This window comes from Paucisalibacillus globulus DSM 18846 (genome assembly GCF_000482485.1).
GTDB classification, from domain to species: Bacteria; Bacillota; Bacilli; order Bacillales; family Amphibacillaceae; genus Ornithinibacillus; species Ornithinibacillus globulus.
Window position 1 is genome coordinate 79,126 of sequence record NZ_KI519435.1, and the last position, 25,859, is coordinate 104,984.

Consider the following 25,859-nt stretch of genomic DNA (forward strand, 5'->3'; position numbering starts at 1 on the left):
CGGAATTCGGCGGATATTCCTGGATTTCGGCGGATACTTTCTAAATTTGGCTGATATTACCAGACTTCGGCGGATGTTCCTGGATTTTGGCTGATACTCTCTAAATTTGGCTGATATTCCTGGATTTTGGCTGATATTCCAGGATTTCAGCGGATACTTCCTAAATTTGGCGGAGGTTCCCGGGTTTTGGCGGATGTCCCAGGATTACGGCGGATGTTCCTGGATTCCCGCGGATACCACCGAACCCCGGCTACTATTCCCGGTTTTTATTTAAAGATAGTTTCCGCTACTATCTATATTTATTTCTAATTTTTTTCTATAGTCATATCACTTTCCGCCCACTCATACATATAATCATAGTAGACCTTGGAAGAAATGAGGTGTACGAATGGCTGTAATCAAGCATAACGAAAGTGATATTGATTTACTCGCACGTTTAATGCGGGCGGAGGCAGAAGGTGATGGCGATTTAGGAATGCTTATGGTTGGTAACGTGGGGGTTAACCGTGTACGCGCTGACTGCTTAGATTTTAAGAACATTAGAAACATAAACGATATGGTTTATCAAAGTCCCGGTGGTTTTGAAGCAACACAAAAAGGTTATTTTTATCAACGGGCTAGGGACTCCGAAAAACGAATGGCCCGGCGTACAATCAATGGTGATAGGTTCCACCCTGCAACTAATTCTTTATGGTTTTTTAGACCTGAGGGTAATTGTCCTGCACAATGGTATAATCAGTGGAATAGTGGAAGATTTAAAGCACACTGTTTTTATTCCCCTAGTCAGGCAGATTGTCCAACGGTATTTTAGAAAAATATATATTAGGAGGTTTTTTTAATGACTGACAACAACCAAGGAAAGTCACAACACAGTGCAAATTTCGGGCAGCAGCCTTATTATTATTTTCCACAAGCATCTCCAGCTTTTTATCCAGTATATAATCAACGCACATTTCCACCACAACAGCAACAACAACAACAAACATCACCATTTATCAATGTTCCAGGCATGCTCCCAGCCGAGCAATCGTATATTGAAAATATTTTACGATTAAATCGAGGCAAGGTGGCAACCGTCTATATGACATTCGAAAATAATCCAGACTGGAATGCAAAAATTTTCAGAGGAGTTATCGAGGCTGCAGGTAGAGACCATATCATACTTAGCGATCCACAGACTGGAAAGCGTTACTTATTGTTAATGGTTTATCTCGATTATATTACATTTGATGAAGAACTGAATTATGAATACCCATTTGGAGGTAATCCACAAATGGCAACCTATCCTCCGCGTTAAATATGGTGTATATTCTTCATTACTAACAAGAAGTACAAAAAGGATGGTACGAAACAAGCTGTACCATCCTTTTTTACATAGAAAAATGTGAGGCGATATTCCATGCGACATCCATATGAAAAATTTATCCGTGGTGAGCTAGTCGCCATTGGGCTAGCTTTAATCTTTGGTCTTATTGCATTAATTCAAGGGCTGTTTCTACTTATCATCCTTTGCCTATACTGCATTGCAGCAAGTCTTGCCTTTGATGGATTAATTGGTATGAATATGCGAAACCAAATTCATGGAGTGAAGCAACTCTTAAGAGCTCTTCTTCTCTTTTTATTCGCAACCTTTTTGTTGATTTTTTTATAAAAACTTCATTACAGCATAGCCTAGTAATATCCAACCAACTAAAAATGCAACCCCACCAAGTGGTGTAATCATCGCAAAGGTTTTGATACCTGTTGTTGAATAAATATATAGACTACCAGAAAATATGATGATTCCGATCAAAAATAGCCAACCTGCCATATGGAGACTACCTGATTGAATTTTCATTCCGATTAAGCCTGTTACAAATAATGCAACCGTATGGAACATTTGATATGTAACAGCTTTGTCCCATGTTCCAAGTGCCTTTTCTGAAATTTTCCCTTCTAAGCCGTGTGCTCCGAATGCACCTAGTGCTACTGCTAAAAAGCCGTTAATCGCTCCAAGTATTAAAAATATCTTCATATTACTTCAACTCTCCTTCTAAAAGTCAAATAAAGAATCACCATTTCCATCTTCATCATCCAGCTCGATAGACTTTCTAAATTTTGGCTGTGGTTTGGAACTTGGTGTTTTTTCTTCCCCAAGCATTGTTTTTAACTCCTCTGCACTTACTTCCATTGAGTCGATTGAAGGCGTTTCAATCTTGTTCTCTGGTAAAAATAAGTCACATAGTAATCGTATATTTTCAATATGCTTAAGCATGTCCGCCTGATCCTGCTTTTGCTTTGCTTGTTGTAGTTCATGCATCATTTTTTGCAAGATTGTATTGTTTGCTACCGCCAATTGAGACACTCCTATCTTATTTTAGAAAAACTCACATTCTGTTCCAAGCGAATCTGTTTGTTTTTCTTATACGAAGAAAAGTTTCTATACTTTCCTAGCTACCAAGCATTCTTCTTTATCATACCGAAAAGTATTCCACACGGCAAAATTAAAAAGCCTTGAACATTTCAAGACTTTCCGTTCCATCCTATAGGGGAATATAACATCGAGAGTATTATGCAGGTTGTTGATCATTCTCTTTTTCATAGCGATTAAAAACCCATTGCAAAAATCTTACTTCTTCATTATTTAATTGCCGCTTTAACTTTACTTCAAAGTCTTTATACATTTGCAAGTAGCTTATCATACGCTATTAATCCCCCTTACCTTTACTAATACCAATATCATACAATTGTTTGAATTTATACGCAATACTGTTTTTAATATTTGGTTAGTTTTAACTAAACAAATCACTATATATTACATTTAATGGCTGTAATCAGTACTTTGTGCTCTCAAACAAATGTTTGATTAAATTGACAGTCCAACTTACCACTAAACACCCCCTGTCTATCAAACTAGCATTTTTTATAAAAATACATTTTGACAAATATATATACGATGATTATACTAGTAAAAGTAATAGAAACAGAAAGAACAAAACATACTAATAAAGACGATGTTACAAGGTGGTTCATCATGAGAAAATCCTACACATTAGTTGAAAATTTGAAATTTATAATTCCCTCGTTAATTGGAATATTATTATTTATTGTTCCGATTAAGACAGAAGGCGGATTTACGATTCCGATTGCTATATTAGCAAATTGGGTGCAAGACAAGTTAGCGGATCAGCTATCATTCATCATGATGATGATTATCATCATTACTGCGGTTTTAACAATTTTTGCTCGTATAATTGGACGAGCTAGACTTGAGAAAACCCCATTTTTTCAAAACCTACTCCACGTAAGTTGGTTTTGGACAATTGCTAGAGTGGTTGCAGCTGTTTTTGCTATTATGGTCTATTTCAAAATTGGACCAGAAGCAATACATGGAGAAGATACTGGTCAGCTATTGTTAGATAGCTTATTACATGTATTATTTGCTGTATTTTTATTCGCGGGTATTTTCCTACCGCTTCTTATGAACTTTGGATTAATGGAAATGTTCGGGACACTTTCAACAAAATTCATGCGACCGCTCTTTAAGTTACCAGGCAGATCTTCCATCGATGCATTAGCATCTTGGATTGGTGATGGAACGATTGGGGTACTTTTAACAAGTAAACAATATGAGGATGGCTATTATACAAAGCGCGAGGCTGCGGTAATTGGTACAACCTTCTCCGTTGTGTCCATCACATTTTCTTTAGTTATTATTGACCAGGTTGGTCTCGGTCATATGTTTCTACCATTTTATTTAACGGTCCTTGTGGCAGGTTTAGTAGCTGCTTTAATCATGCCAAGAATCCCACCTCTTTCTAGGAAGGCTGATACGTATGTCAATGAGCAAGCTACCGAGATTGAGGAAAAAGTTCCTGAAGGACATAATTCATTAACTTATGGTTATGAAAAAGCCATAGAACGAGCAAAAAAGGAATCCAGTTTTTTTCAATTTATTAAAGAGGGCATTCAAAATGTATTAGATATGTGGATGGGTGTAGCACCAGTTGTTATGGCACTTGGATTAGTTGCACTTATAATCGCGGAATATACACCTCTTTTTCAATGGTTAGGTGTACCATTCATTCCACTACTTGAACTCATGCAAGTACCATACGCAGAAGAAGCTTCTCAAACTATTTTAATTGGCTTTGCAGATATGTTTTTACCATCTGTTATTGGTGCTACCATTGATGCAGAAATCACTCGTTTTATCATTGCGGCACTTTCCGTAACACAATTAATCTACATGTCCGAGGTCGGTGGACTACTACTTGGTTCTAAAATTCCTGTATCCTTTAAGGATTTAGTTCTCATTTTCTTACTACGTACTGTAATTACATTGCCTATTATTGTTTTGATTGCACATATGTTATTTTAGTTTTTCTATACGTGAGGAAAGTTACTTATACTTCCTCACTACAACAAGCAAAAAACCAAACCTAGGCAAAGGTTTGGTTTTTCTTTATTTCTTCTAGAAAAGGGGGGCTACTTATATATACGCAATTTGATGTGAAATAGTTTCAATTTACTGAGAGGTTTTTAAAGTCTTTCGTAAATAACTTGCCTTGCATTCAATCAGTGGTTGGCTTAGTGTAAGAACGGGTCTACTAGATAGTAACAGTACGATTATGACGGAAACTCCAATTAGCCCTAGTATATCCCATACAGTATTTACCTCAAACACATCATATGCACGGAGATATTGGATGATAAATCCATGTAGAAGGTAAACATATAATGTTCTCCCCCCTAAATCAGTAACATGATACCGTTTGGTCGGTACCCATGCCAGTACACTAGCCGCCATAACGGTTGACGTCAGATAAACAAGCAATCTGGCAATTCCACCAAACTCCTGCATTCCAAGATCATAATAGGATTTTGATGCTAACAACCAACCAGTATTAATTTCTGGTGCAAAATAGATTGCTGCTGCAAATATTGCCATTACCACTAGGGAAGTTACTTTGATACTTCTTCGCTTTAGTAGCATAATATGTTCTTCTTTTAGCCAGAAACCAATTAGGAAAAATGGGAAGAAAACGAATGTCCTAGATAAACTAAATGAGTGCCCTATTCCTGCCAAATACCCTACTACTATTCCAAGTGTAATGGCTATTGTTAAGCTTGCATATATCGGTATCCGTTTAAACAAAATTAATAATATATGCCAACAGAATAAACTAATTAAAAACCAAAGAGACCAATGTGGATAGAAAATATCCGTTAACCAATTCGATTTGCCAATGAAATAATAATAGGAAGAATAGATTAACTGGAAAATGATATACGGTATTAAAAGCTTTCTTGCTAGTTTAAAAATATATCCCTTATTACCAAATCCCTTCGCAAAGAAACCGGCTAAAAAGATGAATGCTGGCATATGAAACGTGTAAATCCACGTATACAATGCATTCATCCCAACAGAAGCCTCAATAAAAGGCTGAATTAGATGTCCAAATACCACTAAAAAAATTAGTAGTAACTTTGCATTATCAAAAAAAGGGTTACGCTCCAAGATGCTCATTCCTTTACTGTGTATTTCTTTCGGGGGTATTACCTTTCTACCCGCTTCATTAAAGAAATACGCATTGTCCAGTTCGATTTATTGTGGTTGTTAAGGACATGTAAAGGTTTTGAAAGATTGATATTGGAATGTAATGGATGAATTTGGCGGAATTGGGAAGGTGGCTGGTTTGGGTGGATGTTATTCTCGGCCCGGCGCATGGCGCTGGCCTTCTGGGACGACGCTCGCAACCACTAGGCGGGGCCAATGAAATGCTTTTGGAATAAAATTGGTTATCCAGTGATTCTACAGCTTTTTAAAATTCGAGGAAATCGAATGACCAACGGAAAATTCACTTAGATACTGGATACCGTGACAATGCACCGGATACAATGACGACCATGGACATAATCGAGCAAAATTTAAGGTTCTTATTTTCACTTGAAGGACCTTAAAGGTTTCAAACAAGCTTTTGTTTGGATTGATTATTAGTAACAAAATTGTTATTTTGTGTTTGCAGGATAATAATTCAATTGAAGTAATAGAAAGAAAGTTGGGATACCGTTCTTATGGCTTCCCCCTTATCAAACTGCACGTGCCCTATTAAGGCATATGGCTTACCAGTATGTTAGATAGGTAATCAGTTAGAAGAGAAAAGTCAATGGGCATAATTAAAAATAGTATGTATACTATCAGTAGACAAGCCATACTAATTAAATAACCGAGAATGCTGGAACATTCCCGGTTGGCATGATATTAGATGTTCAGGTGAGTTTCCCTCTGGACTAAAAATCCGAAAGAACCCCACCCTTATTTTGATTTTAGTCAATCAAAATAAGAGTGGGGTTCATCGTTTATCAGTAAAGTCTTTTACTAACTGTCTAATGAAGTCTAACAGCTTTAACAAAAATGCTCCAGCTGCGAAAGGACCGTTAATAATAACAACACCAATTCAATTTCCATCGACATCCCCTTCTTTCACCATTAATAATTGGTTTCCAGAAGGGAATTGATTGGATTGGCCCCACCCATACAACTATACCATGCTTACCTTTATGCTATCTTATCAGGATTAAATGGCAAGTTTTTTCTATTACAAATCCTTATTGTCCGTATCTGGATATGGATCTGGCTCTTTTTCATTGTCTTGTTCAACTTTTTCTTCGTATGATTCGTTAGCAAACTCATAAGGATTTTCAGTGTCATAAGTTGTTACAAATATTAAAGCAAAAGCTAACAATAGTATATTAATTTCTTTTTTCATAAAATATTACCTCCATTATCCATTATAAATTGACTTAAGTATTTGATTGGCTAAATCATAATAGTCAGCAGAAGACTTATATCGTCTCATTCTATAGTAAAATTCTGCTAATATTTGATAATAAATGTGTTTTTGATATTCTAACTGATTTTTTTCCAAGAAAGGGATTACTATAGTTAGAATTAACTTTTCTAAATTTGGACTATTTTGTTGTGTAAGTAGTTGTTCATAAACTTTAATATCAAAAGTATCAATTGTTTCTTCCGTTTCTAAAGATTCTATGATGGTTAACCCTTGCTGTAGCCAGTATGAAGAATTTGAGTAATCCCCAATTTGGTAATACTCTCTAATTAAACAGACGATAGGGGATAATAATTTTGTGGTGCCATTACCAAATTGTAATTCAAAACATTTCTTGTAATATTTAATCGCTTTACTACTTTCTCCTATTGAAGTGTATAATGCTCCTATATTCTGATAAGAAAGGGAAACTAAATTAGACTTACCTAATGATTCTCCAATCTTTATAGCCATTTCGTAGCTCTGTATTGATTTTTTATGTTCATTAAAGCGTCTATAGGATATACCTAATAAAATATGACATTGGGCACATTTGAATAGATTATACTGACTTTGATGGTAATGTAATGCTTTGGAAGCATAATTCATAGCAATGTGAACTTGTCTAATTTTACTAGCGGTTATTCCTATTAAATAAAATAAATCACTTTCTTCTTCAGCCTTAAAAAACATATCATTGCTTATTAGGCTCTCCGCTACTTGAAAACGTTCAAATGCTTTTCGAAAAGCATTCTTTGAATAAAAATATTCGCCACTGAATTTATAAAAGTAATATTGTTCAAGTTTATTAAATTTACTCGATTTTCTTTCTAAGACTCTTAATTGTCTAGCTGTTTTGTTAACTTGTTTAGTCAATAAGAAATATCGTAGTTCATTTAGCTCGATTAAATTTAATAGCGATTCATTAGAGAAGATGCTGGTATTACTATTAATTTCTCTATAAAGTTCTGTAGACTTTTTTCTATCCCCCAAAAGTAGACTCTTGAACCATTTTTTACATGTCTCATTACTAGTATCTAATTCAGTTAATACTTGGGGACTTATATTAAGCTTTTTGCAAAGTAAACCAACAATTTCTGGACCAGGTTTTGCATTTCCGTTTTCGATTTTCGACAGGTAAGAATACGATATTATACCATTTGATAAATCATACTGCGTTAGTCCTTTCTTTAAACGATAATATTTTATCTTTTGTCCAATATGATTCAACAGTTCACCCCCTTACCATAACTATAGGAATATTGAGTATTTATTACCACCCAAATTGTGCCCTTTCGACTGATATTCAAGTTTTCCTAAAGAAGCCTTGATAAGTATGGAATATTATTACTTTAAAAGAAAATTTTCCTTTTCTACGACAATCTCTGTTCACATTCCTTTTATATGATTGGAATTTCCTGATTAACTACTAAGTTTAGAATAGTATTCGATAGATTAATATCTAAAGTTTCAAGTTTCCTTGTAAAACGACTGATTTGAACTATCTTTTACTCTCAAGTAGATAGGTGGTGGAATATTTTCTTATTAAATGGTCCAAGTATAAATCGAGTATAACCAATGAAATTTAACGTGTATTGTCAATTTTTTGAACGATGTTATTATAACGCTGATACTAAGACCTTTTAAAAAGTTTACAACAGGATAGTAAATAAATAAGAGAAGGGAGGTTTAGTTTTAATTACTCCATTGGAAAGAAACCTTGTTGGACTCTCTTAAGTTGTAAAATCTATTTGAAGGGAAGAGGTACGTATGAAGAAGTTCTTTACTATGCTAACAGTTTTATTGGTTGCAAGTTTCATTAGTGTAATATATGTTAGCGCTGAACAAAAGACAATTACGATTGAATTGGCAGAAGTGGACGGCGAAGTAATTCAAGACGGAAATGAATTAACAGCAAATAGTAGCTTTTCATTAGATGAACTAAAAATTCAGCATAAAGAAGGAAATATTAACGGTAGCGGAGTTATTACTCAAAATGGAGTCAAAAGTACAATCTCTTTGAAAGGTGAACTATATCCTGTTTTGGGAGAAGGGTACTATGCAAACAACTTATTGATTGGTGATATTGATTCTACTGAGAATTATAATGTCCTACAGTTTAGACTAGAAACTGCTGCTAATGATTCAACGGATAAAAACCAAACCGTCTCTACACACTTGAGAATTGTTTTGGAAGATAAAGAAACAGGTGAATGGGTGCATTTTAAACAAGAAGTGGATGAACAGTTGTTTGAAAGTTTTTTCCAAGGAGCTAATTCATTGGTCAAGAATGAGGAACTGGAAGAACGTGAAATAGCAAAAAAAGTTGCTTCCTTATTGAATATGGATAGTAAGGCTATACATGGTGAAAAAACGCATAAAAATATTCAGGTTGAACAAAGTGGGACAGCAGATACAGAAGGAAATAAAACCTTTAAAGCACCTATCTCAACTCAAATAGATGATCTGAAGGTTAACTTTAGCGAGTTAAATAGATTACTCAATGATCTTAAAGACCCTTATAATACAAGTCGTTCTGTAAAATTAACGAACTATAATCTACCAGAGGCATTATTTAAGGGGAATGGCTGGAAGAAAGATGTTAACTTAGATAATAGTCCAGGATGGGGTTACTATGCTAATCGTGCTGATCAAGGGTCGTTTACTGTATCTCAAATAGCAGTATTTCAACATGATGGAAGATTTGGAGGCTGGGATCAGGATGGTCTCAGAAACTCTTATAGAAATATCTTTGACTATATCCATGGTATGTTAGTAGAGTATGATCATTACACCAAGGAAGTAAAAGTTATGTATTATGATTTTGGGATTACATTAAGAGAGTTACATTTTGCACAACATGTACCTTCCGGAAGTACTGAGTATAGTGTCTTCACATCTCAAGATTTACAAGGGAAGAACTTAACTAAAAGAGGAACTTTTGGAGGCTTAATAAAATACGTAGCGGGTAAAATTCCTTATGGCTCTGAAATAACTAATGTGTGGAGTGTAATCAACAGCACAAGAGGAACGGAGATGAATTTGGGTACTAAAGAGGAATTTATTGGTGGTGACTTCTGGGAACAAAGAGAGATGCATGGTGATGATGTATATCGTATCGTATCAGGAAATCTCCATGATTATGATTTAGCTAGAGAAGGTGCAAATGCATTTTTAAAAGGTGAAATTCATTCTGGAGATGGTCGTATTAGTTTAACATGGAGTTATAATCTGATTTTGGGAACAAATTTATAGTGAACAGAGCGCCTAGGTATTATACCTAGGCGTCTTATAATATAATGAAATTAATTCTCGGAATAAAGGGTGGTCCTAGTTTGAAAGAACCTAAATAAATTTCATGAATAATAAAGGGTATAACAAAACAAGCCTACTCTGTAGAATGAAGATTAAGAATAATATAACGATATTAATGCTAAGCGTTCACTTGTTTATCGGGTATTTGATAACCTAAAGTTTCTAGATAACGTATTGCCATATCTTCTGTGATCTGTGGTGCATAAGTAGGTTTTGGTTTTGGATTAACATCTACTTGGTATAACCCTTCATTACACTTTTGTGCCTTGAGCACAGCGAAAGGAATGATACTTAGGATGAATAAAAATACTAAACTATTCGTATTGATATTAGTAGTTTTGCTATTTATTAGTCTCCTCTTTAATTATAAGTCGTATAGAATAACTCAAGAAACAAGTAAAAATTACACTATCTATATGAGTGATTTTTTTCATGAGATTGACGACACAATATCACAACTTAACTTGATAATTGAAGATAAAAAAATATTAGATTTACATAAAGAATTTGCCTCCTTAACTGAAAACTTGAGTAGACTAGATTATATGGTTGGCAGAGTACCATATTATATTGATGGTATGGGCGGGTTATCCAATTATTTTGGATATGCGTTAGCTGTTATTAATCGTGGAATTAAATATAAAGGAAATAATATACCTTCATTTATTGAAGACCATGAGCTTAATCAACAGGAAAAAGCTTATTTAAGATTACTTAAGGACTATCTTGAAATCATTTATAACCAATTGCTATCAGAAGAAACAGGGCAACTTTCTGAGCGTATAACTAAATCAAGATTTCAAAAGATTATAGACGAGAACATATTTGTCATTGGGAAAGAAGATGAATTATTAGAAGAGTACATAAAGCATAGTAAAAATTACAGAGAATAGACCGTCTCAACAATTTAAACACTAGCGTATAAACATAGGCAAAGCAGATTAGTAGGGAAGAACTGATAAAAAATATAAAAAATTAAAAAGTCAACTTTTATTTTGACGACTTTTTATTTTTTTGCCCTTTAAGTACAAAATGAGGAAAGTTTTCTTCTTCTAGAAAATAATAAACAGAAAAATGATGATCTCATGTGATTTGGTATGATTTTATTCAATAAACAAGCCCTTAAATTATGGTTATGTGTGTAGAAAGAAAGGGGGGAAGTCTTTTGAATATAAAACAAATGAAGAATGCTTATGGTGTATTATTTAGATAGAAAACCTTTTACGAGATTTTATTTGTAATACCATGGTGAGGGAATATGGAATTAATTGGTTGGATGATTGCAGCACCCTCTAAAGAGAAATATCCCCCGTATAAGTGTAATTTTGATGATTTATATTTACATGATTTCATTAACAGGAAGTGAATTATTTAGATATATTATTGCAATGGCATCTTTTAAAAATGAAGAGCTGTTTGGTGTGGCGATAGCAAGCAAAACTACTATGCTTTTAGTGGGATTAACGACTAGTATATTTGTTTATGACCAAATTCAAAAAAGTAGAGAAACAGTCCAAAATGAACTTAATAATGATATGAAAAAGGTCGATGGAACTGTCTCTATTGAAAGTGTTGAAAAGAAAGTTGCAGAAAATTGCTAGTAGAGTAAAAAAGATTACCATTAAGCTGAAATGATAACTTTAATAATGCGGTAAAGTAGTTAATTATTTGCTAATTATTATTGATTCTATAAGTCTACCTTTTAGTTGTTCTGGCCATACTAATCCTAAGGAGAGGATGATTTTATGGCGATTAAAATGACTAAGAGTGAAGCGCAAAAGTTAGCGAAGAAAACGATAGACCATAGTAAAAAATATGGTATACCATTAAAAAGAAGAAAACAAGAAAGTAAATCGGCATTCGGTGTCGGTTTATTTTTCTGTCATAAACTTATCATACTATCACCTCCCCAGGTCAACGCCCTCACCACAAATCAAAACCCCCACAATCGTGAGGGTTTCCACTATCCCTGCGCTACTTTTTTCTTGGCAGGTGCTTTTCGTTTCTTAGGTTGTGATGGTTTTGGTTTATCCTTTTTGGCTCTTTCTAATGATGCTTGTAATGCTCCCATTAAATCGGTGACATTATCCGGCTTTGGTTTGTCTTTGGCAGTCGTAGTTTGATCTGCATTTTTCTTTTCTTCGATTAAATCTAATAATGCGGTACGGTATTCATCTTTGTATTTTTCTGGTTCAAATTCTGTTGTTAATTGGTCGATCAACATTTTTGCAGTGTCCAATTCCTTTTTGGCTGTTTCTACATTTTCCGGTACATTTGGGACTTCATTGACATCGCGAACCTCATCTGGATAATGGATCGTTTCTACGACAATCGTATTTTGGTAAACGCGAATGACGGCAAGTTGTTCCTTGGATCGAATCATCATTTTTGCAATACCGATTTTCCCTGTTTCCTCTAAAGCAGCACGTAATAATCCGTATGCTTTACTTCCTCCATCATTCGGTGACAAATAATAGCTCTTTTCGAAGTATATCGGGTCGATATCCTCTAATTTTACAAAATCAATAATTTCGACGGCTTTATCCTCTTGCTCTTTCTTTAATTCAGCAAGATCCTCTTCATCTAGAATAACGAATTTATTTTTGGCATATTCGTAGCCCTTAACAATGTCATCCACTCCAACTTCTTTTTCACATATCGGGCAAACTTTTTCGTATTTTATAGGTGATTTACATTCTTTATGAAGCTGTCTCAATGAAACATCTTTGTTCTCCGTTGCTGCGTGCATTTTCACAGGGATGTTCACTAATCCAAAGCTAATTGTCCCTTTCCACATCGTATGCATCACGAAAACCTCCCTTTTCCATAGTTTGTCGAACTCGAGCCTTTTTCATTCGATAACCGATTATTTTCTTATGCTTTAACCCATCTTAATAGGGAAGGGAGTTTTACATATGGACGTGATGAAACCTAAAGCAACTAGCGATATACCAACAGATGCAGGTTGGTCCTATGAGGTAAAATATGATGGCTTTCGTTGTGTACTTCACTGGGGGAAAAATAGTTCTGTTACGTTGATTAGTAAGAACAAAAAAGATCTAACCGCTCAATTTCCAGAAATAGTTGCTTTTTGTAAGGAAAAAGAAGAAAAAGTAAAAGACCTTCTTCCCCTCCAATTAGATGGTGAGTTAGTTATATTAAATAATCCCTATCAAGCGAATTTCTCAAGAATTCAAAAGAGAGGTCGTTTAAAAAATGTAGATTCCATTCAAAAGGCAGCGGATGAAAGACCAGCAAACTTGCTTATCTTTGATATCATGCAGATTTCTGGGAAAGATCTATCCAAGAACTCTTTTGAAACCAGGAAAAAGGCACTTTCTACTTTTTTTGACAAAGCCGAATTTCGTCGTGATATGTGGAATCGAATTGGATATGTCGAAGCATTTGATAATCCCGAGGTATTATGGGAAATTATCTTTAATCATAAAGGGGAAGGCATGATTGCTAAAAGAAAAAAGAGTATGTATGTTGAAGGAAAAAAGCATCACGATTGGTACAAAATAAAAAACTGGCGGTTAATTCATGGTTTTTTGACAGCATATGACAGTAAAAATGATTATTTTGATGTTCAAGTATTTGATGGTGATAAGCTATATCCCGTTGGAAAATGTAAGCATGGATTAGATAGCGAGGAATTTCAGACCGTTAAACAGTTATTTCTCGATAATGGGGCCAAACAAGGGGACCAATTTACTCTCCCACCTGCCGTTTGTGCGGAGATTCATACGTTGGACATTTACCAGGATGAACTAAGGGAACCTGAATTTAACCGGATTGCACCAGACATCACCCCTGAAGAATGTACGACGGATAAACTTCAACTTGATTTAGCAATGCTCCCAACGTCCATTGACTTTGCCAATACAGAAAAACTTTACTGGCCAGATGTAAATTTAACAAAGGGAAATTTTTTGACGTATATACGTGAAATTTCACCGTATTTGTTACCATTTTTAGCAAACCGGGCACTTACAACCATCCGCTGTCCAGATGGCGTTAATGGGGAATCCTTTTTTCAAAAGCATCTCCCCTCCTATGCACCTGATTTTATAAAAAGAGTTGGGAAAGGAGATGAAAAGTTAATTATTTGTGATTCTCTAGAAGCTTTAATGTGGTTTGCGAACCATGGAACCCTTGAGTTTCATGTACCATTTCAAACTATTAGCAGTGAACAGCCGAAAGAAATTGTATTTGATCTTGACCCACCAGACCGTGGGAAGTTTCATTGGGCCATTCAGGCAGGGCTTCTCATCAAGCAGTTATTAGACGATTTACAATTGACTTCGTTTGTAAAAACATCAGGAAATAAAGGGTTGCAAATTCATGTCCCAATCCCAGAAGGTAGTATGACTTATGATGAAACTGGAATTTTCACACAAGCTATCGCCTATACGATTGAAAATCAACATCCCGATCTTTTTACAACAGAGAGGATGAAAAACAAACGTAATGGGAGAATGTATATTGATTATGTTCAACATGGCAAAGATAAAACACTGATTGCACCATACTCCACTCGAAAGACTCCAGATGGAACGGTTGCAACGCCCCTATATTGGGATGAAGTGACAGAAGACTTGCGACCGGAGATGTTTACGATTGAAAACGTGGTACAACGTGTACAAAATTGGGGTTGTCCTTTTCACAATTATTTTCAGGATGGAGAAGAACAAACTCTCAATAAAGTTATTAGTTTAATAAAATAGCTACTTCTGATTTATTACTCACTCTTTCAACTACAAGTAGGAAGGAATAAAAAAGCAGGTGATTAACAAGACCATTCACCTACTTTTCTTCACAATTTATGGTTTTAAGATTTAGCACCTTCAAGGATGAGCAACGTATCCTGTAAAAATTGATTTTGCTCATCCTCATCTTTTAAAGAAATCCCTTCTTCTATTCGATCATAGCGAAATGCTCGAATAATTGCTTTTAATTGTAAAAAAACAGCTTGTTCCATTTCATTAAAAGAGCGTTCGTTTATGTATGAATCAATGAAAACTTGAAATCGTTCCTCTTCATTTAATTTCCCTTTATATGGAGCGTGCCATGCATGATATATTCCAACTGCAATGCATTCATTTAAGTAGACCTCATTACCAGCTAAATTAAAATCATAAATAGCTATACTTCCGTTTTTTTCTTGAAGCATATTGTAGTAACAAAAATCTCCTTGAACTGCCCCTTGAGGTAAGACATCCCATAATTTATAAATACTTTGGCGATACTCCCGATATAGCGACTCGATTTTAAGAAACAAAGGATGAGCCTCATAACGTTTCATAAAATCTAAAAAGCTTAATTCATTTTCATCATAATCTCCAATCTCATCTGTCTGATTACCTCCAAATAAACTCCACGATGTAGCTATATAGAATGGCGTAGGATATTTAATGGACAATGAATGTTGGATACCTAATAAACGACCAATCTCCATTATTTCCTTATCCGTTAAGACCTCTATTGGTTCACCAGCTAGACTACGTTCTAACGAAAACACCTTATCTCCAACTTCTACAGCATACGTATCATAGTTAGATTTTTCATATTGTGTCACATTCATTCCATGTTCTAACAAGAAATTTGAATACACACAACAAGTTTCCCAATATGCTTTATCTGCTTTTTCTCCTTTTAAGAAATATACTTGGTCTGATTCAATCTTTGCTAAAACACGGTCATTCATTCGTAACATTTCTATATGTTTCGGTACAATCCCATACTCATCGCATAGTTTAATAATTTCTTGCTTTTCCATCTTCCTTCCCCCACTAACCTTACTATTTCTATTATGTAATGAAGTGAACATACAAATCCTTATTGCCAATATTAATATAACATTCCAACATTAACTAGTAGAACACTAAAAAAACCGCTCCCAGATGATGACTAGGAGCGGTTTGCTATCTATTAAAGTGATTTTGCTTCTTCAATTGCCGTCTTATCATTGAAAATCTTCGTATTGAAGTTTCCTAAGATACGGGATGTTAACGTACCAGATACAATAGAACCATTTACGTTAAGTGCAGTACGGCCCATATCGATAAATGCTTCGATAGAGATTAGTAATCCAGCTAAACCAACTGGTAAGCCCATAGAAGAAAGAACGATTAGTGCTGCAAATGTTGCACCACCACCAACTCCAGCGATACCAAATGAGCTAAAACCAATGATTAAAATTAATGGCACTAAGAAATCCATGGATAAAGGATCAATACCAACTGATGGTGCAATCATGAATGCTAACATCGCTGGATAAATTCCTGCACATCCATTTTGCCCCATTGTTGCACCAAATGATGCTGACATATTGGCAATACCTTGGTCTACACCCAAAGCATTTTTCTGTGCTGAGATATTTAATGGAATGGTTCCCGCACTTGAACGTGAAGTAAATGCAAAACTTAATACTGGTAATACTTTTCTTAAGTAGTTAAGTGGATTTAATCCAAATATACCAACTAATACAAGATGAAGGATGAACATCAAACCTAATGCTACATAAGAGGCTAATACAAATTTACCAAGCTGTAATATTCCTGCAAAATCTGTACTTGCAATCATGTTTGCCATTAAAGCTAAGATACCATATGGCGTTAAACGCAATACTAATGTTACAATGCGCATTACTACTGCATATACTGCATTTACAATTTTCGTAAACATTTCTGCTTGCTCTGGGTTCTTTCTTCTTACTCCTAGAACAGCAACCCCTACGAAAATAGAGAAGATAACAACAGCAATTACAGATGTTGAACGTTGACCAGTCATATCAAAGAAGATATTAGACGGGATAAAGTTCAAAATACGTTGTGGTGTAGAAACAGTCTCTACTTCTGTTGAATATCGTTCCTCAAGTGATGCCGCACGGTCTTGTTCCGCTTGACCAGCTGTGATTTCTTCCGCATTTAAGTCGAATAGAGCCGCAGCTCCAATTCCGATCATCGCTGCAACCATTGTAGTAACAATTAAAATCCCAATAATCCAGCCAGCCATTTTTCCTAGTTGTGCTGACTTTTCAAGGTTCGTAATCGCTTGTATAATAGAAACCATTACTAATGGTACAACAATCATCATTAAGAAATTGATATAACCTCGACCAACAACATTATACCAATCTGTTGTAGTGGCTAATGTTTCAGAGCCACTTCCATAGATCCACTGTAGAACGGCTCCAAGTACAATACCTAGACCTAAACCAGTAAACACTCGTTTTGAAAACGAAACATGTTTACGCTGCATGAAAATTAATAAACCAATTAATGCTAATAAGATAACAATATTCAGAATGACCAACCAGCTCATTTTGTTTCCCCCTGTTGTTTTTAATAAAATATGCATCTTACCCATATATCGTCACTATAAGTATATTAATCCGATAAAAATAGTATGCTTTAATAAGATACAATGGTTTATTCGTTGTGTCAAGATAATGAATTCAATTCATTATCTGCTATATAGGAATATTAAAAGGACACTCTTTTGTTCCATAAGAATGCCCTTTTAATTGGATTATATTATATTTTCCTCTAGTTCAAGCTCCACATTTCCTTGAATAGCTCTGGAAATCATACAACTCTTTTCTGCCTTTTGGACAAGTTTCCTTAATAATGTATAGTCTTTTTCGCTAGCATTATCGGTTAAAGCAACAGTTGGACGATGTATGATTTTTTTATAAGTAAATACTCCATTGGTAACATCTACAATACCTTCAGATTCTAAAGCCATTTGTTTTAAAGGTAAGTTTGCTCTTTCTATCATCGCTGCAAGTGTTATGATGTAGCATGTAGCCGCAGCCCCTAGAAGCATTTCATCGGGATTCGTACCTATTCCAGGTCCGTCCATTTCAGGTGGAATAGAAATCTTTGTTTTCAAATTGCCTGCTTCTATATATCCTTCACTATTCCTGCCACCTGGCCAATCTGCTTTTAAATGAAAATGATGTTCAGCCATTCTATATCACCTCTGGTTTAATTGTAGCATACTAACTTTTATTGAAGGTTGGTTTCTATTTGCTTGTTTTCACTATGGATGGAAAATGTGCAGTAACTTAAAATCAATTATTAAACGAGGTACGTGGGTTTCCGTATAAATTTACAGATTTCCTGTGTTAAGGCCTAAAGGTGCACAAAACCATGCAACCAAATCAGGACAACAAGGATTCTCCTAAACAGTGCATGTGCCCGATTTGGGAAAACATGGACCCTACTATACAGAACTTGTGCCCGATTCGGGAAAACATGGACCCTACTATACAGAACTTGTGCCCGATTTGGGGAGACATCCACCCTCTTAAACAAATCATGTGACCAAACTAGGAAAACATAGACCTTGTTACTGCGCACTTTATACAAATTGCGTTATTAACAACAATTGTAAAATAACATCCTAAATGAAGTAATGCATGATCTCACCTAAGACAACGCCAATGATTACGATCAACCATGCTGGTGTTTTCCAGAAATACATTAGGGCAAATAATATGGCGGCTAATGAAAAGCTTGCTGCATTTGTTATGGAGCTTGTAAATACTGGGTCATAGAATGCAGCAAGTAATATTCCCACTACACTAGCGTTTACCCCTATTAAAATTCCTTGAAAGCTTTTGTGTTTACGAAGTTCACTTAAAAAGGGTAACGCACCGACTATTAATAAGAAAGATGGTAGGAACATAGCAATTGTTGCAATAATTCCTCCGGTTATACCACTGATCATCGTTCCTAAGTAACTGGCAAATGTAAATAAAGGACCAGGAACCGCTTGTGCCATTCCATATCCGGCAAGAAACTCACTACTTGTAAGAAGTCCATTTGGTACCATTTCTTGTTCTAATAAAGGCAGCACGACATGTCCGCCCCCAAATACGATGGAACCCACTCGGAAAAATGTATCAAAAATACTGACGTAAGAATTGTTCACTAATTGAGCTATTATTGGCAAACCAATAAGTAATACTACTAATATGGATAACGATATAACCCCTTGTGTTTTGGTAATGGATACGTTAAAAGTTTTTACATTTGATTCGGCATTCTTTGAAAATAAAACATATCCTAAAATTGCAGCACCAACAATTACAGAAATCTGAACAATAGCAGATGGAAATAATAGCATAATCAACATGGCAACGACAGCCATTGCAATTCTTGGCTTATCCGGGGTTAGTTTTTTCCCCATACCAAGTACTGCATGAAGAACAACAGCTACCGCTACTATTTTTAAGCTAGTAATCCAAGTAGCATCGTCAAGGGAAAAGCTTTGAAACGCCATCGCAAATAATATCAACACCATCACGGATGGCAGTGTAAACCCAAACCAAGAAACAATGCCACCAAAAAATCCGCCACGTAGCATGCCAATCGCAATACCTACCTGACTACTAGCTGGCCCGGGTAAAAATTGACATAGGGCAATAATATCAGCATAGGTTTTGTCATCAAGCCATCTTCGCTTATCAATATATTCATGTTTAAAGTAACCAAGATGAGCCACTGGGCCTCCAAACGAAGTAAGTCCGAGTTTAAGAGACGTGCCTAATATTTCTAGTAAGGAATTTTTTTGTTTCATATATGCCTCCATTATAATTGCTTTATCTAAAATACTAAAATACCATATTCTGCAGAAATTAACTTAAAATTTACACAAAATTTACAATAGTAATTATTGATGAGGTAACTCCCAAACTTCTAGCATGGCCACAGGATGAAACTTTCTATCCAGTAATTCGTATAAACTACTATGAAACAAATGATTAATTGGAGGATTCTGCTTTCCTTCACCTGGCGAAAAATAAGAAGGAGTGTTAACAATGAAAACCAATGTTGAAGAATTTGTTCTAGCTTATGAAGAACTTAAAGACCATATGAAATGGAAGGTTACTGATAAACAAATACTAATGATGATTGCTTCGATTTACGTTTTAAATCAAAAGCCGTTACAGATAGAAAGGTTATTAAACCTGAGTGAAAAAATCAAACAGCAAGCAAGCCTTTTTTCTCCTTTACGCTCTTATTCTAGATTTACCACTGCAGCAGTGCTTGATGTGAACTTTGACCATCCAGAAGAAAAAATACAGGAACTTAATGATGTATATGAATTATTCCGTAAAGTGAAATTTAGCAGCGGGACGTTTACTTATATCGCAGCTACTATTTTATTAACTAGTGGGGGCAATGAAACAAGTGAAACTATTCAAAAAGCAAAAGTTATCTATGATGGCATGAAGAAGGAGCATTCCTTCCTAACTTCAAGCAGCGACTATCCACTAGCCACACTGCTAGCAATCGAATCTCAGCCAGATATTATTAGTCGAATCGAAGTATTTTACGAGGAATTATCTAGAAATGGACTTCGGAAAGGGAACGATTTACAATTTCTTAGTCATATTCTTGCACTTGGCAAAGGTATCGATAATAAGGTACTTATGAACCGTGCGATAGATATTATCGATTCCTTCAAACATACGCCACTAAAAATGAAATCCATGTATTATCCAATAATGGGAATGCTTGCTTTACTCCCAGCAAAAGAATTTTCCGTTGATTCCATTGTTTCCATATATGAAGAACTAAATAAGCAAAAGGAATTTAAATGGCACAAGGACATGAATTTTATGGTGTCAGCCAGCATGTTCGTGAATGAGAAGATGGGGAATAATCAATTAGCCGAAGCAAGTCTAAGTACTATAGTGGAGGCTGTTCTACAAGCACAACAAGCAGTAATGATTGCAACCATTGCTGCAGTATCCGCTTCCAGTGCAAATAGTGGGAATTAATATTGATTCAAGATAAAACGAGAAGTGGATTCCTATTGATAGAAATCCACTTCTCGACTTTATCATAGTTTCATTAGTGTTCTTGATCCGCCAGAATCTCTTTTAAAATCAATGCCTGATTGTTTTTCTCATCTCTCGCCCCATAAAGTAAAGTAACCATTTCCTTACAACCCTTAACAACTTCCTTTAATTGTTCCAATGTTCTTTTTTGCTCTCCGTGGCTAAGTTCTTGTTTATAACGATCCGCAAATTCCTCAAATTTCGTCACGTCATGATGGTACCATTTTCTTAATTCACTGGAGGGCGCAACTTCTTTAAACCAGTGATCTAATTTAGCTTTTTCTTTAGAAATACCCCTTGGCCACAGACGATCAACTAAAATACGAATCCCATCATCTTCATTATAGTCTTCATATATTCGTTTACATTGAATTTTTGCCATTCTTTACAACCTCCTATATGAAAAAACATCCTCAGGCACGAGGATGTTTTCTTATGCAATAATCTCATTCATAACATGGTTCATTTTTTCTTTTAACATGGCAAGTGTTTCTTCACTTTCAGACAAGCTTGTTCCACAAGTACCATAATAGCATTTTATTTTCGGCTCTGTTCCGGAAGGTCTTAAGCAAACCCAGTTATTGTCCTCAAGTACAAATTTCAACACATTCTCCTGTGGTAGCTCAATTATCTCCGTTTTACCGGTCATTCTATTCTGTCTCACACTAGTTTCGTAATCCTCAACCAGTTCAACCTTATATCCAGCAATCTCCCCGAACGGATTTTCACGGATCGTATTCATGATTAGGGCAATTTTTTCGGAACCTTCCATTCCTTTTAAGGTTAAGGAAGACATTCCTTCCCGGTAATAACCATGTCTTTGATATAGCACATCTAAAGCATCAAGTAATGTTTTGCCTTGTTTCTTCCAGTAATAGGCCATTTCACTTGCCATGACAGCAGCTTGTACGGCATCTTTATCACGTGCAAAGCTACTAATTAAGTATCCATAGCTTTCCTCATATCCAAAGACAAATGCTTCACCAGAAGAATCATACTCGTGAATTTTTTCACCGATATATTTAAATCCGGTTAGTGTATTAATCGTTTCCACACCATAGGAAGCCGCAATTGCTTGTCCAAGCTCAGAGGTCACAATCGTTTTTAATACACGGGCATTCGATAATAGTACTTTATTCGTGTGCGATAAAATATAATCAATTAAAAGAGCACCCAGCTGATTTCCAGTTAAAACTGTGTAATCCCCTGCACCATCTTTTACCGCAACACCTAATCTGTCTGCATCCGGATCCGTACCAAGTAGAATATCTGCATGGACTTCTTTACCAAGTTCTATTGCCATGGTAAAGGCTTGATGTTCCTCAGGGTTCGGTGATTCAACCGTTGAAAATTCAGGGTCTGGAATCGCCTGTTCTTTCACTACCGATACTTGGCTAAAGTTTAATTGTTGTAATCCTCTAGTCACAAGATCATGTGCTGTCCCATGTAACGGCGTGAAAACAATTTGTAAATCTTTATCCTGCTTGTACTCTTCTTCATCCATTTTTGAGATTTGGCTTAGTTTTTCCAAATAAGCATTATCTACTTCATCTGCAACCCAATGAAGTAATTGTTTTTCCTCTAATTCCTTTTGTTCAAGAACGGGAATTTCTAACTCGTTTTCGATTTTGTTAATCGCTTCAATAATTTTATTTGCTTCAGTTGGAACCATTTGCCCGCCGTCTTCGTTATATACTTTAAACCCGTTGTATTCAGGTGGATTATGACTTGCCGTAATCATCGCTCCGCCTGCAGCACCTAAAAAGCGAACAGCAAATGATAAAACCGGTGTCGGCCTTAGTGATTCAAACACGTAGGCTCTAATTCCAAATGCCCCAAGGGTTTTAGCAGTTTCAACTGCAAACTCCCGTGACATGTATCGTGAATCATAAGCAACGACTACACCACGGTCTTTCACATTAACAGCATTATTTAACAGATATGTAGCTAGACCATAAACTGCTTTTCGAATGGTATAGATATTCATGCGATTAGTACCAACACCGAGCACCCCACGAATTCCACCAGTACCAAACGTTAATTCTTTATAAAATGCATCCTCTAATTTTTTTTCATCAGATTGTAGTGCAACTAATTCTTGTTTCAGTTCGGGATCTAATTTTTCAAAAGTATTCCATTTTTCATAGATCGACTTCCAATTGGCCATTTGTTTAGTCCTCCAACTTGTGTTTATGGGAAAATTTTAACATAAAAACTGTCAAGAATCTAATGGACTACTATTCCGGTTTAATCTTTGCGATTTTAGGTAAGAATAAGTATAAAAAAGTTATATTTTTTAAGTGCGAAATATCTCAAGATAATATATGATTACCTTAATAAAGGAGAAAGTGTGATGAATTTGTTCAATAAGCGTTGGTTTCAGATATTGGTAGGATTAATTCTTGCTTTTCTATTAATCTATCTACTCTACATAACTCGTTTTATTTTCGACCCTGCATTTAAATACATTGGAGCAGTAGCTTTTCCATTTATTGCGGCCGGATTATTGTTCTATTTAACAAAACCTATTTTGAAGTTTCTAATGAAATATAAGGTGCCAAAAATTGTTGCGATTATCCTTATTTTTATTTTGATTGTCCTTGTTGGATATTTATTTGTCATTTTTATCATTCCAATCGCCCAAGATCAATATACTAAATTTGTAAAAAACATGCCTAGTATGATTAGGGGTGCGGAAGATGTGATTGATTATATCAAAGATAATCAAAGCATTATTCCAAAAGAAGTGTACGAGACCCTTGATAATATTATGGCCAATCTACAAACCTATTTTGAAAGTTTTATGACTTTCTTGTTTAGTTTTATATCCCAAGTAGTTGGCTTTTTATTTTCTTTAGTATTAGTACCATTCTTTCTATTTTTCATGTTTAAGGATAGTGATAAATTCATCCCATTTGTTACGCAAATTTTTGAACCGAAGAAAGCTAGTAATTTACGAAATCTATTACGAAAAGTAGACCAAACACTTTCTTCCTATATCCAGGGCCAACTACTAGTTAGTCTAAGCATAGGTATTATGCTATTTATTGGGTATTCCATCATCAAATTAGACTATGCATTATCTCTAGCATTATTTGGAATGATGATGTGTATCGTTCCATTTATCGGACCGTTTATCGCGGTTATCCCCGCTGTAGTTGTTGGAGTATTTGAGGACCCAATGAATGTTGTTTGGATTGCGATTATCATGATTATCGCACAACAAATAGAAGGGAACTTTATCTCACCAAATATTATGGGGCATGTGTTACGGATTCATCCATTAACCATCATTACCATAATTTTGGCAGCTGGAAGTATCGCTGGATTCGTAGGCATTTTGTTTGCCGTACCTTTCTATGCCGTAGTAAAAGTTATTATTGTGCATTTCTGGGAGACTTATCAGGATACAAGAAAGAATAAGGAAGACGCACTGATTTAGGGAAGGCGACAGCTTGAGGCTGTCGCTTTTTTTGTTGATTAATACGGGTTCATGGTTGATGGTGTGGGGGTATGTTCTGAATTGGGCGCATGTTGTTCCGGATTGGGCTCATGCTCTGACCATAAGGGCGCATGTTGTTCTGGATTGGGATCATGTTCTGGCCTGAAGGGCGCATGCTGTCCCCCCCATAAAAACAAATAAGGACATGTTCCACCTTCGAAAAGTGTTACATGTCCTTTTACATTACTCAAATAAATATTCCACTGAATCACCTACAACATAGTATCCTATCTTTTTATATATACTATTTGATGTCGGATTGGAAAGGTCTGTATATAGATTACAAAATTTAGCACCTTCATCGAGTAGCTTCTGAGAAAGGGCAGCTACAACACTTGTTGCATAGCCTTTTCGTTTGTGTTCGTCTGGTGTGAACACCGCGTTTACAGAGGCACCATTTCTTGTCTTTCTTGAATTGTTAGCCATAGAGACTATTTCTCCATCACGTTCCCATAAATACAATGATTGTTTTTGTATGAATGATTTTGCCATACTTTCTGCCTGGATTTTCGTCATTGGCATATGAGCCTGTTCCACAAAGCTACAGAGCCAGTCCCCCACTAAAGATTCATGTTTTTCCTCTGCATGAATTAGTTTACCATTCTCTTGGGGTTGAACCATGACTTCATCCAATTGATAGATTAATTGTTTCATATGTAAATTGGCTATTTTATTAGTTCGTTCTTGCCAGAGTGATACAAATAATTCTGCTTGCTCACTTGGCCCAATCACACCTGGAACAGGGTATTTGCTTTGAAATAAATACTGTACAATCCCTGGTATAATCCTTTCATCCAGCTTATCCACTTTAGCCAGAATCCATTTATTGGGAGGCGTTTGCATGAAAGCATAAATTGGCTCCCCGTTTTCTTCTACAATCCCTAAACGAATGCCATCGGTAAAAACACCAATATTGTTTTTCCCTTTTTCCAATAAGCCCAGCATTAAATTGTTATTTACTTCCTGCCTTAGCAATAAACCCTCTACCCTGTCAAGATAACGTTTAATAGATGTTTCCAAAAATATTTTCATACTTTTGCCCCCTTTATTAATGTTGTCTAGCTCCTGAGTTTACTTCATCTTTCTACTAATAATTGAATTAATTTTACACCAATCAGTTGTTTTGTAAAGGGGTTCCCGGTAAACTTAATAGGAGGAGTGGTGACATGACTAAAAAAGAACTTGAAAATAAACTGGATGAACTGAAATCGGATTATGTTCGTATTCAAAGTGACCTAGATAAATTAGTATATGTTCGAGGAAGAGCTTCTTCTGCTGAAGAACAGCTTATCCGTTTAGAAAATGAAATTGCTGAGGTTCGTAAAAAACTGGATGCATTAGAATAAGAGCGTACGACCATTACGGTTCGTACGCT

25 protein-coding genes are annotated in these 25,859 nt (G+C 35.6%); 11 read left to right on the forward strand and 14 right to left on the reverse strand.

What is annotated here, in order from left to right; all coding sequences use genetic code 11:
* Positions 1-388: 388 nt before the first annotated feature.
* The 3 genes from K332_RS0112540 (at position 389) to K332_RS0112550 (ending at position 1,651) form a co-directional block, all read left to right on the forward strand.
* Positions 389-811: a cell wall hydrolase gene (locus K332_RS0112540; RefSeq protein ID WP_026907763.1), complete on the forward strand. Its 423-nt coding sequence runs from the start codon at positions 389-391 to the stop codon at positions 809-811.
* A gap of 27 nt (positions 812-838) precedes the next feature.
* Positions 839-1,297 carry a spore coat protein GerQ gene (gene gerQ / locus K332_RS0112545; RefSeq protein ID WP_026907764.1) on the forward strand — a complete coding sequence of 153 codons (459 nt, stop codon included), beginning with the start codon at positions 839-841 and terminating at the stop codon, positions 1,295-1,297.
* Between the two features lie 102 nt (positions 1,298-1,399).
* A complete protein-coding gene (locus K332_RS0112550; protein ID WP_026907765.1) occupies positions 1,400-1,651 on the forward strand; it encodes a hypothetical protein in 252 nt (83 codons plus the stop codon).
* Here the strand turns inward: K332_RS0112550 and K332_RS0112555 are convergent.
* From K332_RS0112555 to K332_RS24715, 3 genes are all read right to left on the reverse strand, one after another.
* The gene (locus K332_RS0112555) at positions 1,646-2,014 is read right to left on the reverse strand and encodes a DUF423 domain-containing protein (RefSeq protein ID WP_026907766.1); all 369 of its coding nucleotides are present in this window, start codon (positions 2,012-2,014) and stop codon (positions 1,646-1,648) included. The genes K332_RS0112550 and K332_RS0112555 overlap by 6 nt on opposite strands.
* Positions 2,015-2,032: 18 nt before the next feature.
* Positions 2,033-2,335: a YwdI family protein gene (locus tag K332_RS0112560; protein WP_026907767.1), complete on the reverse strand. Its 303-nt coding sequence runs from the start codon at positions 2,333-2,335 to the stop codon at positions 2,033-2,035.
* 214 nt (positions 2,336-2,549) lie between these two features.
* Positions 2,550-2,681, reverse strand: coding sequence for a hypothetical protein (locus K332_RS24715; RefSeq protein ID WP_281170927.1), 132 nt, complete (start codon positions 2,679-2,681; stop codon positions 2,550-2,552).
* A gap of 332 nt (positions 2,682-3,013) precedes the next feature.
* On the opposite strand from K332_RS24715, the gene K332_RS0112570 reads away from it, so the two are divergent.
* Positions 3,014-4,360, forward strand: a complete 1,347-nt coding sequence (locus K332_RS0112570; RefSeq protein ID WP_026907768.1) for a YjiH family protein — start codon at positions 3,014-3,016, stop codon at positions 4,358-4,360.
* A 147-nt stretch (positions 4,361-4,507) separates the two neighbouring features.
* On the opposite strand, the gene K332_RS0112575 is transcribed toward K332_RS0112570, so the two are convergent.
* The 3 genes from K332_RS0112575 to K332_RS0112590 form a co-directional block, all read right to left on the reverse strand.
* Entirely contained in the window at positions 4,508-5,500 is a 993-nt protein-coding gene (locus K332_RS0112575; protein ID WP_026907769.1) for an acyltransferase family protein, read from the reverse strand.
* A gap of 1,081 nt (positions 5,501-6,581) precedes the next feature.
* Positions 6,582-6,752 carry a hypothetical protein gene (locus K332_RS23965; RefSeq protein ID WP_156914195.1) on the reverse strand — a complete coding sequence of 57 codons (171 nt, stop codon included), beginning with the start codon at positions 6,750-6,752 and terminating at the stop codon, positions 6,582-6,584.
* A 15-nt stretch (positions 6,753-6,767) separates the two neighbouring features.
* Entirely contained in the window at positions 6,768-8,042 is a 1,275-nt protein-coding gene (locus K332_RS0112590) for a helix-turn-helix transcriptional regulator (protein ID WP_026907770.1), read from the reverse strand.
* 540 nt (positions 8,043-8,582) lie between these two features.
* Between K332_RS0112590 and K332_RS0112595 the strand changes: the two genes are divergently transcribed.
* The 3 genes from K332_RS0112595 to K332_RS0112605 all read left to right on the forward strand — a co-directional run bounded on the left by K332_RS0112595 (position 8,583) and on the right by K332_RS0112605 (position 11,728).
* Positions 8,583-10,067 carry a hypothetical protein gene (locus tag K332_RS0112595; protein ID WP_026907771.1) on the forward strand — a complete coding sequence of 495 codons (1,485 nt, stop codon included), beginning with the start codon at positions 8,583-8,585 and terminating at the stop codon, positions 10,065-10,067.
* A 476-nt stretch (positions 10,068-10,543) separates the two neighbouring features.
* Positions 10,544-11,020: a hypothetical protein gene (locus tag K332_RS0112600; protein WP_156914196.1), complete on the forward strand. Its 477-nt coding sequence runs from the start codon at positions 10,544-10,546 to the stop codon at positions 11,018-11,020.
* 435 nt (positions 11,021-11,455) lie between these two features.
* Positions 11,456-11,728, forward strand: coding sequence for a hypothetical protein (locus K332_RS0112605; protein ID WP_026907773.1), 273 nt, complete (start codon positions 11,456-11,458; stop codon positions 11,726-11,728).
* A 362-nt stretch (positions 11,729-12,090) separates the two neighbouring features.
* Here K332_RS0112605 and ku read toward each other — a convergent pair whose 3' ends face one another.
* Positions 12,091-12,933, reverse strand: a complete 843-nt coding sequence (gene ku, locus K332_RS0112610) for a non-homologous end joining protein Ku (RefSeq protein WP_026907774.1) — start codon at positions 12,931-12,933, stop codon at positions 12,091-12,093.
* Positions 12,934-13,042: 109 nt separating this feature from the next.
* On the opposite strand from ku, the gene K332_RS0112615 reads away from it, so the two are divergent.
* A complete protein-coding gene (locus tag K332_RS0112615; RefSeq protein WP_026907775.1) occupies positions 13,043-14,854 on the forward strand; it encodes a DNA ligase D in 1,812 nt (603 codons plus the stop codon).
* A 104-nt stretch (positions 14,855-14,958) separates the two neighbouring features.
* On the opposite strand, the gene K332_RS0112620 is transcribed toward K332_RS0112615, so the two are convergent.
* The 4 genes from K332_RS0112620 to chrA form a co-directional block, all read right to left on the reverse strand.
* Positions 14,959-15,906, reverse strand: a complete 948-nt coding sequence (locus K332_RS0112620) for a protein kinase family protein (protein ID WP_026907776.1) — start codon at positions 15,904-15,906, stop codon at positions 14,959-14,961.
* Positions 15,907-16,058: 152 nt separating this feature from the next.
* Complete coding sequence (locus K332_RS0112625; RefSeq protein WP_026907777.1) at positions 16,059-17,453, reverse strand: L-cystine transporter; 1,395 nt, start codon at positions 17,451-17,453, stop codon at positions 16,059-16,061.
* 207 nt (positions 17,454-17,660) lie between these two features.
* Entirely contained in the window at positions 17,661-18,101 is a 441-nt protein-coding gene (locus tag K332_RS0112630) for an OsmC family protein (RefSeq protein WP_026907778.1), read from the reverse strand.
* 435 nt (positions 18,102-18,536) lie between these two features.
* On the reverse strand, positions 18,537-19,715 hold the full coding sequence (gene chrA, locus K332_RS0112640; protein WP_026907779.1) for a chromate efflux transporter: 1,179 nt from the start codon (positions 19,713-19,715) through the stop codon (positions 18,537-18,539).
* Positions 19,716-19,956: 241 nt separating this feature from the next.
* Between chrA and K332_RS0112645 the strand changes: the two genes are divergently transcribed.
* Entirely contained in the window at positions 19,957-20,922 is a 966-nt protein-coding gene (locus K332_RS0112645; RefSeq protein ID WP_051359453.1) for a DUF4003 family protein, read from the forward strand.
* 73 nt (positions 20,923-20,995) lie between these two features.
* On the opposite strand, the gene K332_RS0112650 is transcribed toward K332_RS0112645, so the two are convergent.
* The gene (locus tag K332_RS0112650; protein WP_036688886.1) at positions 20,996-21,364 is read right to left on the reverse strand and encodes a DUF488 domain-containing protein; all 369 of its coding nucleotides are present in this window, start codon (positions 21,362-21,364) and stop codon (positions 20,996-20,998) included.
* Between the two features lie 51 nt (positions 21,365-21,415).
* Positions 21,416-23,149, reverse strand: coding sequence for a phospho-sugar mutase (locus K332_RS0112655; protein ID WP_026907782.1), 1,734 nt, complete (start codon positions 23,147-23,149; stop codon positions 21,416-21,418).
* Between the two features lie 186 nt (positions 23,150-23,335).
* Between K332_RS0112655 and K332_RS0112660 the strand changes: the two genes are divergently transcribed.
* Positions 23,336-24,424, forward strand: coding sequence for an AI-2E family transporter (locus tag K332_RS0112660; RefSeq protein WP_051359454.1), 1,089 nt, complete (start codon positions 23,336-23,338; stop codon positions 24,422-24,424).
* A 243-nt stretch (positions 24,425-24,667) separates the two neighbouring features.
* Here K332_RS0112660 and K332_RS0112670 read toward each other — a convergent pair whose 3' ends face one another.
* The gene (locus tag K332_RS0112670) at positions 24,668-25,516 is read right to left on the reverse strand and encodes a GNAT family N-acetyltransferase (RefSeq protein WP_026907784.1); all 849 of its coding nucleotides are present in this window, start codon (positions 25,514-25,516) and stop codon (positions 24,668-24,670) included.
* Between the two features lie 134 nt (positions 25,517-25,650).
* Here K332_RS0112670 and K332_RS0112675 point away from each other — a divergent pair, with 134 nt between their 5' ends.
* Positions 25,651-25,830, forward strand: a complete 180-nt coding sequence (locus K332_RS0112675) for an SE1832 family protein (protein ID WP_026907785.1) — start codon at positions 25,651-25,653, stop codon at positions 25,828-25,830.
* Positions 25,831-25,859 lie beyond the last annotated feature (29 nt).